This window comes from Novosphingobium sp. Fuku2-ISO-50 (genome assembly GCF_001519055.1).
Lineage (GTDB): Bacteria > Pseudomonadota > Alphaproteobacteria > Sphingomonadales > Sphingomonadaceae > Novosphingobium.
This window is the reverse complement of the sequence record NZ_KQ954285.1, coordinates 359,637-373,109: the sequence shown is the minus strand read 5'-3', so window position 1 is coordinate 373,109 and position 13,473 is coordinate 359,637. Positions and strand designations below refer to the sequence as shown.

11 protein-coding genes and 1 tRNA gene are annotated in these 13,473 nt (G+C 65.6%); 2 read left to right on the top strand and 10 right to left on the bottom strand.

Annotation, left to right across the window (positions count from 1 at the left end; translation table 11 throughout):
- Window positions 1–11: 11 nt before the first annotated feature.
- The 4 genes from AQZ50_RS01730 to AQZ50_RS01715 all read right to left on the bottom strand — a co-directional run bounded on the left by AQZ50_RS01730 (window position 12) and on the right by AQZ50_RS01715 (window position 4,434).
- Complete coding sequence (locus AQZ50_RS01730; protein WP_067741688.1) at window positions 12–1,307, bottom strand: O-acetylhomoserine aminocarboxypropyltransferase/cysteine synthase family protein; 1,296 nt, start codon at window positions 1,305–1,307, stop codon at window positions 12–14.
- 156 nt (window positions 1,308–1,463) lie between these two features.
- A tRNA-Ile gene (locus AQZ50_RS01725) sits at window positions 1,464–1,539 on the bottom strand.
- A 55-nt stretch (window positions 1,540–1,594) separates the two neighbouring features.
- A complete protein-coding gene (locus AQZ50_RS01720; RefSeq protein WP_067741685.1) occupies window positions 1,595–2,608 on the bottom strand; it encodes a polysaccharide deacetylase family protein in 1,014 nt (337 codons plus the stop codon).
- A gap of 71 nt (window positions 2,609–2,679) precedes the next feature.
- Window positions 2,680–4,434: a sensor histidine kinase gene (locus AQZ50_RS01715; RefSeq protein WP_067741682.1), complete on the bottom strand. Its 1,755-nt coding sequence runs from the start codon at window positions 4,432–4,434 to the stop codon at window positions 2,680–2,682.
- A gap of 326 nt (window positions 4,435–4,760) precedes the next feature.
- Between AQZ50_RS01715 and AQZ50_RS01710 the strand changes: the two genes are divergently transcribed.
- Window positions 4,761–5,234, top strand: a complete 474-nt coding sequence (locus tag AQZ50_RS01710; RefSeq protein ID WP_067741679.1) for an Lrp/AsnC family transcriptional regulator — start codon at window positions 4,761–4,763, stop codon at window positions 5,232–5,234.
- Between the two features lie 446 nt (window positions 5,235–5,680).
- Here the strand turns inward: AQZ50_RS01710 and AQZ50_RS01705 are convergent, their stop codons facing one another.
- From AQZ50_RS01705 to AQZ50_RS01690, 4 genes are all read right to left on the bottom strand, one after another.
- Window positions 5,681–7,075, bottom strand: a complete 1,395-nt coding sequence (locus AQZ50_RS01705) for an amidase (protein ID WP_067741676.1) — start codon at window positions 7,073–7,075, stop codon at window positions 5,681–5,683.
- A 5-nt stretch (window positions 7,076–7,080) separates the two neighbouring features.
- The gene (locus AQZ50_RS01700; RefSeq protein WP_067741674.1) at window positions 7,081–7,617 is read right to left on the bottom strand and encodes a cupin domain-containing protein; all 537 of its coding nucleotides are present in this window, start codon (window positions 7,615–7,617) and stop codon (window positions 7,081–7,083) included.
- A gap of 10 nt (window positions 7,618–7,627) precedes the next feature.
- Window positions 7,628–8,728, bottom strand: coding sequence for an alcohol dehydrogenase catalytic domain-containing protein (locus AQZ50_RS01695; RefSeq protein WP_067741672.1), 1,101 nt, complete (start codon window positions 8,726–8,728; stop codon window positions 7,628–7,630).
- A gap of 237 nt (window positions 8,729–8,965) precedes the next feature.
- Window positions 8,966–9,250, bottom strand: coding sequence for a chorismate mutase (locus tag AQZ50_RS01690; protein WP_067741670.1), 285 nt, complete (start codon window positions 9,248–9,250; stop codon window positions 8,966–8,968).
- A 131-nt stretch (window positions 9,251–9,381) separates the two neighbouring features.
- Between AQZ50_RS01690 and AQZ50_RS01685 the strand changes: the two genes are divergently transcribed.
- Window positions 9,382–10,395, top strand: coding sequence for a polyprenyl synthetase family protein (locus tag AQZ50_RS01685; RefSeq protein WP_067741667.1), 1,014 nt, complete (start codon window positions 9,382–9,384; stop codon window positions 10,393–10,395).
- A 36-nt stretch (window positions 10,396–10,431) separates the two neighbouring features.
- Here the strand turns inward: AQZ50_RS01685 and AQZ50_RS01680 are convergent, their stop codons facing one another.
- Both AQZ50_RS01680 and AQZ50_RS01675 read right to left on the bottom strand, forming a co-directional pair.
- Window positions 10,432–11,448, bottom strand: a complete 1,017-nt coding sequence (locus AQZ50_RS01680) for an aldo/keto reductase (RefSeq protein WP_067741664.1) — start codon at window positions 11,446–11,448, stop codon at window positions 10,432–10,434.
- Between the two features lie 107 nt (window positions 11,449–11,555).
- Window positions 11,556–13,298: a c-type cytochrome gene (locus tag AQZ50_RS01675; RefSeq protein WP_067741661.1), complete on the bottom strand. Its 1,743-nt coding sequence runs from the start codon at window positions 13,296–13,298 to the stop codon at window positions 11,556–11,558.
- Window positions 13,299–13,473 lie beyond the last annotated feature (175 nt).

The window sequence follows — 13,473 nt, the reverse complement described above, 5'->3', positions numbered from 1 at the left end:
ACGGGCTGAATTCAGGCGGCGTCGAGCGCCTGGGCCAGATCGGCGAGGATGTCGTCGATGTGTTCGATCCCGATCGACAGGCGGACATAGCCCGGCGTTACCCCGGTTGCGGCCTGTTCTTCCGCCGAAAGCTGCGAATGCGTGGTCGAGGCGGGATGGATCGCCAGGCTGCGCGCATCGCCGATATTGGCGACGTGATAGAACAGCTTGAGCGCGTTGATGAACGCCTGGCCCGCTTCAAGCCCGCCGGCCAGTTCGAATCCGACAAGGCCGCCCTTGCCGCCCTTCAGATAGGTGTCGACGAGATCCTTTGCCCGGCCGGTGAATTGCGAGGGATGGATCACTTTGGCGACTTTGGGATGTGCCGCAAGGAAGGCGGCGACTTTGACCGCGTTTTCGCTGTGGCGCTCGATCCGCAAGGGCAGCGTCTCGATCCCCTGGATCAACTGAAACGCGTTGAACGGCGACAGCGCCGCGCCGATGTCGCGCAACAGGATGACGCGCGCGCGGATGATATAGGCGATCGGGCCGAGCGGCTTGATGTCGCGGGCCCAGACTGCGCCGTGATAGCTGGCGTCGGGGGTGTTGAGCAGCGGCTGACGCTCGGGAAAGGCTTCCCAGTCGAAATTGCCGCCATCGACGATGACCCCGCCGATCGACGTGCCGTGGCCGCCGATGAATTTGGTGGCGGAATGGACCACGATTGCCGCGCCATGGTCAAACGGGCGGATCAGCAGCGGCGCGGCGGTATTGTCGACGATCAGCGGAATGCCGTATTCACGCCCGATTGCGGCCACTTCGGCAATGGGAAAGGGGATCAGCTTGGGATTGGGCAGCGCTTCGGCGTAATAGGCGCGGGTGCGATCGTCGGTCGCGCGGCGAAACGCCTGCGGGTCGGCCGGATCGACGAAGCGGACTTCGATGCCCAGATCCTTGAGCGTGTTGGCAAACAGGTTCCAGGTGCCGCCGTAAAGGTCGGTCGAGGCCACGATGTTGTCGCCCGCGCGCGCCAGATTGAGCACGGCATAGGTCGACGCCGCCTGCCCCGAAGCGACCGCCAGCGCGGCGACGCCGCCTTCCAATGCGGCAACGCGCTGTTCGAGCACGTCGGTCGTCGGATTGCCGATGCGGGTATAGATATTGCCCAGTTCCTTGAGCGCAAACAGGTTGGCGGCGTGGCCGGTATCGTGGAACTGGTACGATGTCGTCTGGTGGATCGGCACGGCGACCGACCCGGTGGTCGGATCGGCCCGCCATCCGGCATGCAGCACGAGCGTTTCAGGGCGGGCTTGGCTAAGGTCGGTCATGGGTATCGGCTATCCTCTGGCTGATCAGGATCTTTCGCCGATGGGGGGCTGTCGGCGCGACCTTTGTCTACTGTTATGATTGAGAATCACAAGTCCGGAAAGCGGCTCCCCCCCCCGCGCGCGATCTTCCTTGTGGGTAGCGGGCGTTTTTGTGCGTGGTGGGCCCGGCAGGATTTGAACCCGCGACCTAGCCGTTATGAGCGGCCAGCTCTAACCGCTGAGCTACAGGCCCACGCCGGGCAAGCAGGTATCGCCGCCGCGCGGCCTTGGCAAGCGTCGGGGTGCGATCATCGCTGCGCGGCGGCGATGATTTCGGCCAGGCTCGCCGGGGCGATGCCGCGCTTGCGCAAATGGGCAAAGACCGTGCGCCACCAGGCATAGAGCAGATCGAGCGCTTCGCCGTCGCGCACATAGGGGGTGTGGCCGGGGACGAGCGAGGGGCTGTGAAACGAAAACACCAGCACCGGCAGCCGATCGGCCAGCGCGGCGTCGATCGCGCGCAGCGCGGCGTCGACTTCGACCCCTTCGGGCGTCAAGGGCACGCGTTCAAGCAGGCGCAGCCGCGCCAGAACCCCGCGCAGGCGCGGCGTGCGCCACAAGGCATGATAGAGCCAACTGCCATGTCGCCGCAGCAATCCGCAATAGAGCGTGCTGAGCGGCAGTTCCATCAGGCCGGCATCGCGGTCGATCCACCAGGGATGGACCGGGTGGCCGCGAAAATCGGGCCCGCCCTGATCGGTATAGTCGAACTGCGCGCGTATCGAAGTGTCGACGGCAATGCCGCCGTCGGCGATGATCCGCGCGGTATGGGGCCCCACGCCATAGCGCCCGGCGCGATAGACCCGTGGCACACGGCCAAAGGCCTGTTCGATCGTGCGTTTCAGCCCGTCGAACTTTGACCGTTCGAGCGCGGCGGGCAGATTTCCGGCATAGCTGTTGTGGACATTGATGTCCTCTTCGTGCGGCGGGCTGACCCAGGGGTGCAGCTGAATACCGATTTCCGCCTGCCCCCGCATCAGCGCCGGGCCCAGCACATCGGCCAGCCGCGCGTCGCAGGCCACCGGATAGTCGACAAGGTAAATCGGGGCGATGCCGATGTTTTCGCAAAAGGCCTGAAACTTGCCGAGCCAGGGAACATGCGACAGGCCGTGGCCAAAGCGGTCGAACGGCTTGGCCCAGTCGAATTCCTCTTCGGTGTCGACTGTCACGACAAAGCGCGGGCCAAAACCCGGCGCAAACCTTACAAGATCGTCGGGGCCCGGAATATCGCGAATATCCGGCGCACCGCACGCATCAGCCAATGTCGCCCCCTTTCGGTGTCCATGACCCTCGCCACGGCCACGCGATCGCCAGCCACGATCGCTCGCTGTGGCTAGGAAGCGACGGCATTGCGGTCAAGAGCAACCGGAACGGCCAGCGGGAATGTCATGTCGAGAAGCGGGCTGCTGGCGGCCCCCGGACGGTGCAGCGCGCCTCCGGCAGCGCGCAATTCGGCATCGCACAGGCGCAGCGCAAAGCCATGGCCGAGCATACCCATGCCGGGCATGCCGCCGCCCCGCACGACATCGGGCGCAAACAGCTCGGCATCGTCGCGCAGCGCCAGCGCCTGCGGCAAAGTCAGCTTCAGCCGCGCCGCATGGCTGCCCTCGGCGAAATCAAGTGCCAGCGACAGGCGCTCGCCGGGCGCGGCGGCGGTCACCAGCGTCGAAAGCAGGCGCCATAGCGTGCGCTCGGCCTCGTCCGGCGCCATGGCGATCGGCACGGGCCCGCTCGGCACGCTCCAGCGCAGGCGGATTTCGCGCGGGCCGGTCAAAGGTTCGAGCTGCGCCACCATCCGCGTGATGATCGCGGCGAGGTCGGTTTCGCCCGGCTCGATCGTCGTGCGCCCGGTTTCCAGCCGGACCAGCCGCTCGACATCCTCAAACCCGGCAAGCATCCGCGCCGCGTCTGCCGCGATCGACGCGGCCAGGCTGCGGTATTGATGCGGCGTCGGGCCGATCAATTGCTGCTGGATCAGCTCGGCAAAGCCCTGAATGGCGTTGATCGGGGTGCGCAATTCGTGAAGCAACTGGTGCAGCGCATCGGCGCCCGGATTGGGCCGTGGCGCCGTCGCTTCGCGGTCTGCCGACACCGGCACGGGCGGGCGCCGCAGCCGCGCGCGATAGCCGGTAAACTGCCCGCCGTCGGCCCCGAACTGCGGCACCGCATCGATCCGCCAGACCCCGGCGATGCGCGCCGCGCCATCGAGCATGATCCTTCCGGCCAGTATCGGCAGCCGGGCGCGAAACGCGGTCAAAGTGCCGGGATCGACCGAGGCGGCGGCGGCCGGTGTGGCCGCGGCAAAGGGGGCATGGCCGACCAGCATGGCCGGATCGACGCCTTCGGCCGCGATGATCGTGCCGGCGGCGTCGAAGGCGATGTCGATCAGGCCGGCCGGGGCCTCGATCGCCGTGATGTCGGCAAAGGGCAGGGGCTGTTGCCCGGGCAAAGGATGGCCGGGGCGGGGCGCGCCATGGCTTGCCCGGTCAGGGTTCTCGCTGTCGCGGTTGCGGCGAAAGGCCTCGATCCGCCGCACGATCGCGCCGATGCCTTCGCGCGGCACGGCTTCGGCGCGCGGCGGCGATTGGGTCGGCAGCGATACCAGCACGCCTTCGGGGGGGGCATCGGGCGCAATCGTGGCGGCTTCGCCTGCGGGGGCGGAAAGCACGAAATCGTCGACGCCCAACTGATCGAGCAGCGCGAGGACAGGGGGCGACAAGTCGCGGCGATGGCGCAGCGCGCCGCGCGCGTGGATCGGCAGCGCGGGGACCAGCCGCAGCCATTCGTCATCGCCCAGCCGGGCGCGACCGATCGCGGCCAGCGCGGTACGCGGGCCCAGTGTGACGAGATGGGCGACCAGCCGGGGCGAGCGCGGCGTGCACAGCCCGACCAGCACGGCCGCTGCCGCATCGCCGAGTTCGCCATGCAGGCTATCGAGGCGGGCAAGCGCCCGATCATGCGAATCGGTCCATGCCGATGCCGGGGTGCGACCGAGAATGTCGACAAGCTGCCGCGCCTGCGTGTTGCGGCCCGCCCGGCCGGCCGCCTGCGTGCGCAGGACGGTTTCAAGGCGGTCATCGACGATCATGCCTGGTTTCGCTTTACCCGATCTCACTGTGCCTTGCGGCGGTCTTTTCTGCCCCGAAAGCGTCTGTTGCGAGGAGACCCTTGTCCGGGCCCCCTTTGTGGCACAAGCCGGGGGAAACGCTGTGCCGGGGAAAACACTAACAAAATGTGGACGGACGGAAAGGACAACGTTGACTGCGTTGCAATGTGGGACGATTGCGGTAATAGAAAATAAAATTATAGGGATGCAGGATCAGTGGGGTTGAATCTTGCTGTGGGGCGTGGCCTTCGCGGGTTCCGTTCCGAATGTTCCCTGTAATGACGTATGACCTGGTGGCAACGAGGACCATGGCGACACTGGATGCGATTGACCGGCAGCTGCTTGCTGAATTGCAGGACGAAGGCCGGGTTACCAATGTCGAGCTGGCCCAGCGGGTCGGGCTGACCGCGCCGCCATGCCTGCGCCGCGTGCGCGCGCTGGAAGAGGCGGGCGTGATTCGCGGCTATCACGCCGATCTCGACCCGTCGAAGCTGGGCTTTTCGATCACCGTGTTTGCGCTGGTCAGCCTGAAGAGCCAGGCCGAGGAATCGCTGCGCCAGTTCGAGGATCACATGCGCGGCCTGCCCGAAGTGCGCGAATGCCACATGCTCAACGGCGAAATCGACTTCATCCTGAAAATCGTCTCGCGCGATCTGCAAAGCTTTCAGGAATTCCTCACCAGCAAGCTGACGCCTGCGCCCAATGTCGCCAGCGTCAAGACTTCGCTGACCATCCGCACCGCCAAGCAGTTGCCCGGCGTGCCGCTGGAGGATCTGGGGTAGGTTCGGACCGGCGCTCTGGCTCATGCCGGTCCGTGTCGCCGTTGATCGGAATTTCGGGAAATGCTGGAATTTCATTCAGCAATCCAAGGCGTGTGCCAAATTTCGCAAGAGGTGAGCGGGCTATGCGTATCAATCGGATTATCACGATCTGTTCGTTTTTCGCACTGGCCATATCGCTGGGTGTTGGTGTGGCGGAGGCGCGCTCGTCTCGCCATCATCCGCATAATCGCGCTTATCACGCGAGGCGCTATACCTATCATCACCGCTCACGCCATGCGCGTGGAGAAACATGCTGGCGGACGAACCGTCATACTGGCGCGCATTTCCGCATCTGCTGAAATATGATATTCTATATATCAAAGCAGTTTTACTAATTCCGCGTAGCGATGCCTAATTGGTGTGTTTAGTGAGCCGCCGTAATTCCTGCTTGAGGGCTATTGCGCGCGTTATGGCAAGCACGGGTGGGCGCTGTGCCACGCGGTTTCGCGCTGCACGGCGATCCCGGCGCGCAGCAGCAGATCCTCGCGCCCGCGCGCCGCGACGAGTTGTACCCCGATCGGCGCACCTTCGTCGGTTGGTCGCCCGGGCAGGCACAGCGTGGGATGGCCGGAAAGGTTGAATGGCGAGGTATAGGCAATCAGCCGCGCATTTGCCTCAGGGTCCGCCGCCAGTTCGCCCAGCCGTTCCAGCGTTGGCGCGGCATAGGGCTGCACCGGCGCCAAGAGCACGTCGATCTGCCCCAGCGATGCATCCAGCCCGCCTGTCAGCACCATCCGGTCGGCGAGCGCGCGCTGATAGTCCATCGCACTGGCTGCGCGACCGCCGTCGATCAGGCGGCTCAGCGCGGGGCCATATTCGGCCGCACGTGCCGGATAGGTCGCCTCGTGCGCCAAGGCCGCCTCGGTCCCGGCAAGCAGTTCCCAATGGCGGCATGCCGGGGTCAGGTCGGGCAGCGCGATCTCGCGTACTTGTGCCCCCAGTGCGACAAGCGATGCCTGCATCTCGTCCACAGCGCGCACCACGGCCGCATCGCAGCCTTCGCTGTTCCAGTGTGGATCCACGCCCACCACCAGCCCGCGCACATCCGCTTGGTCGGCCGCTCCTGCCACGGACTGCGCCCAACTGGTTGGATCCTCCGGGTCGTGCCCGGCGATCAGGGTGTAGAGCAGTGCCACGTCGCGCGCGCTTCGGGCGATCGGACCGACATGGTCGAGACTTGCCGCCAGTTCGAATGCCCCATGTCGGCTCACCCGGCCCCAGCTGGGCTTCAGTCCGGTCAGGCCGTTGGCCGCGCAAGGGAAACGGATCGAGCCGCCTGTGTCCGACCCCAGCGAGGCAAATGCGAGCCCCGCCGCCACCCCCACGCCCGATCCACTGGAGGAAGCGCCGGTCCACAACGCGTCGCCCCAGGGGTTCACCGGCGCGGCGATGGCCGGGTGATGGATGGCAAAGGCCCCCTCGGTCATCTGCGTCTTGGCAAAGTTGATCGCGCCGGCTTCGCGCAATCGGCGCACCACGGTAGCGTCGCGAGCGGGGCGAAAATCGCGGTGGATCGGCATGCCCGCAGCCGTGGGCAGGTCCGCAGTATGGAACAAGTCCTTCACTGCGACCGGCACACCTTCCAGCACGCCGCCTTGCCCGTTGGCGAGCATCCGGTCCGCCCGCCGCGCCTGCCGCATTGCGCCTTCGCGGTCGATGCAGGCGAAGGCGTGAAGCCCGCCCTCCAGCGAGTCCACCCGCGCCAGAACGTGCTCCATCAGTTCCGCAGCGGACAGCGCGCGCGACGCCAGCAGCGCGGCAACTTCGACCAACTCGCGATAGTGCAGCGGCGCCTGGGTCACGGGGGTCAGCGCCTGCCGCCGACCATGAACGACAGCATCGTCGTCGGCTTTTCGGTACGATTGCGCCACGCATGGCGGGTGCCGTTCTGGATCACCACGTCGCCGGCCTTCAAGTGGCGCACTTCGCCGTCGTCCAGCTCCAGCCAGAGCTCTCCTTCCACGATCACGTCATAATCCACCGTAGCGGTGATGTGCATGCCCGATCCGTCGGGATCGAACGTGTCGGCCAGCCCCGGCAGGAACTCGGCCTGCTCCGCCGCCAGCGCCGCGCCGTCAAAGCCGGGGGACGCGGCCAAGCTGTCGGGTGAAAAGGTCACCACGATCAGGCAGGAGCCGCCCGGACCCGGCAGCACGGAGGTGACTTTCGCCACCGGATCGCCGCCGCCGGCGTCATGGGGGAACTGCGGCACGCCCTCGGTGGCCCAGGCCAGCGTGGTGCGAAAGCCGGGCATGGCGGCAAAATCGTGGGTGTTGGCGACCGGGCCATCGGATACGATGTATGACTTGCCGTTGCGTTCGCCGGTTACGATGCGTCTGACCATGATGAATTCCTCAGGCGGATGGCTGCACCACGACGTTGACGAAACCGCCCGCCCGCTTTTCCGCGACCGAAAGCGCCTCGTTTACCTCGTCGAGAGTGAAGCGTTGATGTTCGAAGACCGAAAGATCGAGAGTACCGGCAGCGGCCATCGCCGCCATCTCCTCCCCTTCGGCCACGCTGAACCACAGCGAGCCGACAAGGCTTACCTGCGCGCACATCAGCGCATGCATGTTGACCGAGATCGGCGCGCTCATGCCGCCCACGTCGACCAGACGGCCGCCGCGGCGCAGCGCACCGATCGTATCGAGCATGGCCTCGGCAGGAGCGCCCGGCCCCAATGTGTCGAGCACCCCGTCCACACCCAGCCCGCCTGTCAGCCGCCGCGCCCAATCGCCCACCGGCTCGGTCCCGGCCACAAGGACCTCGATCCGCGACGGATCGATCGCACGCACCCGCGCCAGGAGATCGGGGTTGCGCGCCACGCCGAGGATCCGCGTGGCGCCCATCGCCCGCGCCAGCAACACCGCGCCCAACCCCAGCGTGCCGCTGGCACCATTGATCAGCACGGTCTTGCCGGGGCCGATGCCGGCCTTGCGCAGGCCCGAATAGGCGGTGCCGAGGTAGCCGAACCGCGCCGCCGCCTCGAAGCTCACCGCCTCGGGCAGCTTGACCAGCCCGTCCGCCGGCGCAGTCGCGTATTCGCAGAACCCGCCATAGGGATAGAGCTTGTAGATTTCCTGCGAGGCGGGGCCGAAGCCGAAGTAGCCCTGGAACGTGAATGCCGGGCAGTTGATCGGTTCGCCCACGCGGCAGGCATGGCAGGATCCGCAGGATCGGCCGGGATTGATGTAAACGCGGTCGCCGGGCGCGATTCCGGTCACCAGCGTTCCCACTTCTTCCACGACACCCGCTGCGTCGAGCCCGTAAATCGCGGGCAGTTCGGGCACGGTCAGATAGGCGCGATCGCCGTAATTGTTCATCACGTTGCGCAAGTTCGGCACCACACCCGCAGCCTTGACTGCGACCACCACGTCGCGTTCGCGCGGACGCGGGCGCTCCATGACATCGATCTCGAACTGTCCGCCCGCCTGGTGAATCCGCGCCGCCCGCATCTTGTTCTCCCGCCGTTGTTTTTCTCGACCTCTGGGCCTGCCTTGCTATGGCGGGCGCACACGAGCCGGGTCAATCGGAGGGCGTAGGGCCAGAGGCGCCTGGTTCTCACTATTTGAAAGCTGCCGTCACGCTCCGGGGCGATGAGCAATCGAAGAGTGCCTTTGCGCAAGTTGCCAAGGCCGGGCCCCGATGGCGACCGCTGCTGCACGATCACCCGCGTCTGGGGCCTCGGCGCCTTATTTCCCTTGCGCCTGTTCGTGGTGGCGGATCACTTCCTGGATGATGAAGCGCAGGAATTTTTCGGAAAATTCGGGGTCGAGCCGGGCGTCTTCGGCCAGCTTGCGCAGGCGGGCGATCTGGCGTTCTTCGCGGCTGCGGTCGCTGGGGGGCAGGTCGTGTTCGGCTTTGTACGCGCCCACCGCCTTGGTGATGCGGAACCGTTCGGCCAGGATGTGAATCATCGCCGCGTCGATGTTGTCGATGCTCTGGCGATAGCCGTCCAGCACTGGGTCGTTGCTCATTCTTTCTCCATCCCGGCGGGCCTGCGCCCCGATCGCTACGCGTGTGACAGGCATGATTTGCCTGTCCGAACGTCTTACTCGCGCAACTTGCGACTTGCCAAGCGCCCACCCACAGGCCAAGCGGACGAGCGATGTCTGCCACGATCCACCCGCTGCCCCGACGGGCCGAACCCTCGCTCCAGCCGCTCATGGCGCTCGTTGCCGAAGGCATGAACAGCGTCAACGCGGTGATCCTTGATCGCATGCAATCGCGCATCCCGCTGATTCCGGCGCTGGCCGGGCATCTCATCGCGGGCGGCGGCAAGCGTATGCGCCCGATGCTGACGCTCGCGGGCGCGGCGCTGGTCGGCTATGGCGGCAGCCGCCATTACAAGCTGGCCGCATCGGTCGAATTCATTCACACCGCAACGCTGCTCCATGACGATGTTGTCGATGGATCGGACATGCGCCGGGGCAAGCAGACCGCCAATATCGTCTATGGCAATCCGGCGACCGTGCTGGTCGGCGATTTCCTGTTCAGCCGCAGCTTTGAACTGATGGTCGAAGACGGCTCGATCAAGGTCTTGCGCATCCTGTCGAACGCGGCTGCCGTGATCACCGAGGGAGAAGTCGATCAACTGGTTGCGCAGCGCCAGATCGAGACCAGCGAAGAACGCTATCTGTCGATCATCAACGGCAAGACCGCCGCGCTGTTTGCCGCCGCCTGCCGCATTGCCGCCGTCGTGGCCGAACGGCCCGAATCGGATGAAGACGCGCTCGATGCCTATGGCCGCAATCTCGGCATCGCGTTTCAGCTTGCCGACGATGCCATCGATTATGATTCCGATGCCGCCGAAATGGGCAAGGAAGCCGGCGACGATTTCCGCGAGGGCAAGATGACCCTGCCGGTGATCCTGGCCTATGCCCGCGGCAACGAGGCCGAACGCGAATTCTGGCGTCAGGCGATTGCCGGCGACCGCAACAGCGACGCCGACCTCGCCCATGCCACCGGCCTGATTCGCAAACACGACGCGGTCCACGCCACCCGCGAACGCGCGCGCCACTATGCGCAGCGCGCGATCGACGCCATTGCCGCATTTCCCTCGGGCGCGGCCAAGGCGGCGATGATCGAGGCGGCGGAATTCGCCGTGGCGCGCCGGTTCTGACCATGTCTGTCCGGGCGCAGCGCCCGGACATGGCTTTCACCCCATCGGGTACATGATCTCGCGGCTGACCTTGTTGACCGCTTTCATCGCCGATTCGGGCAGGACGAGGTCTGCGGCGGCAAAGATCGGATCGAGTTGGTCTTCGCGGGAGACCCCGACGATCGTCGAGGCGACAAAGTCGTGCTGTTTTGACCAGGCGACGGCAAACGTCACCGGATCGAGCCCGTGTTCCCTTGCGATTGCGGCAAAGCGTTCGGCCGAAGCGATCGACTTGTCATTGACGAAGCGGCGCGCCATCGCTTCCTGACGCCCGCCCATCGCCAGATAGTTTGAAAAACGCGCGCCTTCGGGCCGCGCGTCGTTGCTGTACTTGGTCGCGAGGACGCCGCCGGCGATCGGCGAATAGGGGATCAGGCTGATACCTTCCTTGCGGCAGACTTGCGCCAGTTCATCCTCGAAGCGACGGTTGTTGAGGCTGAAATTGTTCTGGATCGTCTGATAGCGCGCCGCGCCCAGTTTTTCCGAAGCGGCGACCGATTTCATCAGCCCCCAGGATGTCTCGTTCGAGCAGCCGTTGATGCGCACTTTGCCCGCGCGGACCAGTTCGTCGAGCACGTCCATCGTTTCCTCGTAAGGCGTGTCGTGGTCGGGCCAGTGCGTCTGGTAAAGGTCGATATAGTCGGTGCCGAGCTTGGTCAGGCTGTCTTCGATCGCGACCATGATATTGCGACGATCGAGCGCGGTCATGCCATGGCGCTTGGGGCTCTTGAACCAGACGTGGCTGGGGCCGGACACTTTGGTCGCCAGGATGATCGCATCGCGCGGCTTGGTTTTCAGCCATTTGCCGACGATGTCTTCGGTCCGGCCGACCCATTTCACATCGGGTGGTACGGGATAGCCTTCGGCAGTGTCGTAGAAATTGATCCCGGCGTCATAGCTGCGGTCGAGAATGCGCAAGGCGGCGGCTTCGTCGGCCTGACTGCCAAAGGTCATCGTGCCCATGCAGATGTCGGACACGACAATGGCTGACGTGCCGAGGCGGCGATGTTGCATCGGGGTATCTCCGAAATGGCGGCTGATGGAGGAGGGGGCGTGCGCAATCAGGTTGCGACTTGCAACCTGATTGCCCGATGTCTGCGCGCCGCGTCAAGGGGCGCCGGTCATCCGGCCTTGTGTCCCAGAGTCCAGACATAGGCGGCGACTTTGCTGATGTCGTCGGCGGACAGATCGGCGCCGCCTTTGGCCGGCATCGGACCCCCGGCATTTTTCGGCGCGGGCACGCCTTTGGTGATCACTCCGGCAAAGCCGCCGACGCTGCCATCGGACCACAGCCATGTCGGGCCGTTCAGCGAGGGGCCCGACGAACTGCCATGCCCGTCGGAGCCGTGGCAGCCGCTGCATGTCCCGCCCTTGATTTCGCCGACAAAGATGCGTCGGCCGGTTTCGATGTCGGCGGGGGTATAGCCGGGGGGGAGCGTCGCGGCGGCGTTTGCCGATGTCTCGGCGGCCTGGGCTGCTTTGGGGGCTGCTTCGGGCGCTGCTTCGGGCGCCGGGGTCAATGGTGCCGCGTGGTCGCCGTGATAGGTGATCCGCCAGATCCGCCCGGCCACGTCGTCGGCGATATAGAGCGCGCCGTCGCTGCCTTGCGCCAGCCCCGCTGGACGATGGGCGGCACGGCCCGGTTCGCGCCAGCCCCCGGCAAAGCCGTCGGCAAAGCGTATCCAGTGGCCCGCCGCCTTGCCGTCGTGCAGGGGCTGAAACACCACCTGATACCCGGCCTGCGGTGCGGGCGCGCGGTTCCACGATCCGTGAAAGGCGATGAACACGCCATTGTCATAAACCGCCGGGAACGTGCCGGAACGCCAGGCAAGCACGTCGTTGGGCGCCCAATGCGCCGGGAAGGCGGCAACCGGGCCTTTTTTCGTGGCGCAGCGGCCCTGCTCGTGGCCATTGCCGCCATATTCCGGCGCAAGGATCAGCTTGCCCGCGACCGGATCGTGATAGCAATAGGGCCAGCCGAAATCGTCGCCCGCGCGGGGCGCCAGCAGTTCTTCGGACGGCAGCTCGACGCCTTGTTCGGTGGTGTAGAGCGTGCCCCAGTTCTGCCCCAGCTGATCGCGGCCATGCTGCACCGCATAGATCCGCCCTGCGGCATCGAGGCTGATCCCGCCGGTGTTGCGGATGCCGGTGGCCCAGCGTTCGGCGGGCGAAATGACCTGATCCGTCTTGTCTGCGCGATAGCGCCAGATTCCGGCGTGCTCGGCCAATTGCGGGCAGGGATCGATGCCTTTCGAGGCGGTGGTGCGGTCCTTTTCCTGGCAACTGTTGGTGGGCGAGCCCATGTTGACCAGCAAATTGCCCTCGGGATCGATGGCAAAGGGATGCATCGGATGATTGCCGTCGAGCGGCATGCCCGACAGGACCACTTGCGTGGGGCCTGTGGGTTCGAGCCGGCCCGGCGCCAGCGGATAGCGCACGATGCGGTCGTTGGCTTCGACATAGAGCGCGCCATGCCACAGCGCGAGACCGTCGCCGCCGGCATTGCCTTGCCCTGCGGTCGGGCCAAAGCGCAGCACCTGATCGGCGCGGCCATCGCCGTCGGTGTCTTTCAGCGCGACGAGGAATGCGCCGACCGCGGGCGGGAAATTGCGATAATAGCGCCCGCTCCAGGTGTTTACATAGAGCGTGCCGTCGGCGGTCATCGCCAGATGGCGGGCATGGCCGATACCATCGGCAAAGACTGTCGCGCAAAAGCCGGGCGGCAGGGTAATCCCGGTTTCGGGCGGGTTGCAGGTCTGGGCGGGGGTGCCGGTGTCTTGGGCGGCGCCATGGCCGGCGATCATCAGCGCGAGGCCGCCCAGCGCGGTCGTGGCAAGGGCGGTAATGGTGATTCTCGCAGCCATCGGTCTGGTCCTGTCGGGAAAGAGGCGGATCACTTGCCTAGTGGTCCGATTCTGACATTTGCTACCGCTCTCGGCTAGGTAGTGCGCAAATGTCAGAATCTTTTCGGACCACTAGAAACTTTTGATTCTAGTGGATTTTCCGTTTTTGACATTTGCGACCGTGCTATCCGGATGG